The sequence below is a fragment of the Photorhabdus africana genome (assembly GCF_035181445.1).
GTDB classification, from domain to species: Bacteria; Pseudomonadota; Gammaproteobacteria; order Enterobacterales; family Enterobacteriaceae; genus Photorhabdus; species Photorhabdus laumondii.
In genome coordinates this window covers 1-493 of record NZ_JAXBVE010000175.1, presented here as the reverse complement: position 1 = coordinate 493, position 493 = coordinate 1, and the positions used below count along the sequence as shown (strand labels likewise).

Here is a 493-nt window from a genome sequence, read left to right as displayed (position 1 = left end):
AAATGAGGAATTTGAAGCGGACTATATGCAGCGGGTTAAACGTTATTCCCGTGAAGATGCATTCCGGCTGAGTCGTTTGCTGAGTGAAGTTATTATGGGACTGGAGTATGAGGTCGGTGATTTTCTGGGGTCTATTTTCATGGCGCTGGAATTAGGTCATGACCAGGCTGGCCAGTATTTTACGCCGTTTCCTGTCAGCCATATGATGGCCAGAATGCAGTTCGCTGAAGACTTGACGAGGTTGGGATCCGGAGAGCATGAATATATCACGGTGTCTGACCCGGCTTGTGGCGCCGGCGGGATGATTATTGCGATGCATCAGGCCATGCTGGAAGCGGGGTTTAATCCTCAGCGGCAGATGTTGGCGTTTTGTGTCGATATAGACCCGGTTGCCGCGATGATGACGTATATCCAACTGTCGTTGCTGGGCATCCCGGCCGTGGTCACGGTAGGCAATTCACTCACTCATGTCATGTCTCAGCAAATGGTGACG

The 493-nt window shown here is 51.3% G+C and carries 1 protein-coding gene; it reads left to right on the top strand.

Annotation, left to right across the window (positions count from 1 at the left end; genetic code table 11):
* Window positions 1-493: N-6 DNA methylase (locus tag SLS51_RS24930; RefSeq protein ID WP_323840847.1), on the top strand; the 493-nt coding region annotated here is incomplete at both ends.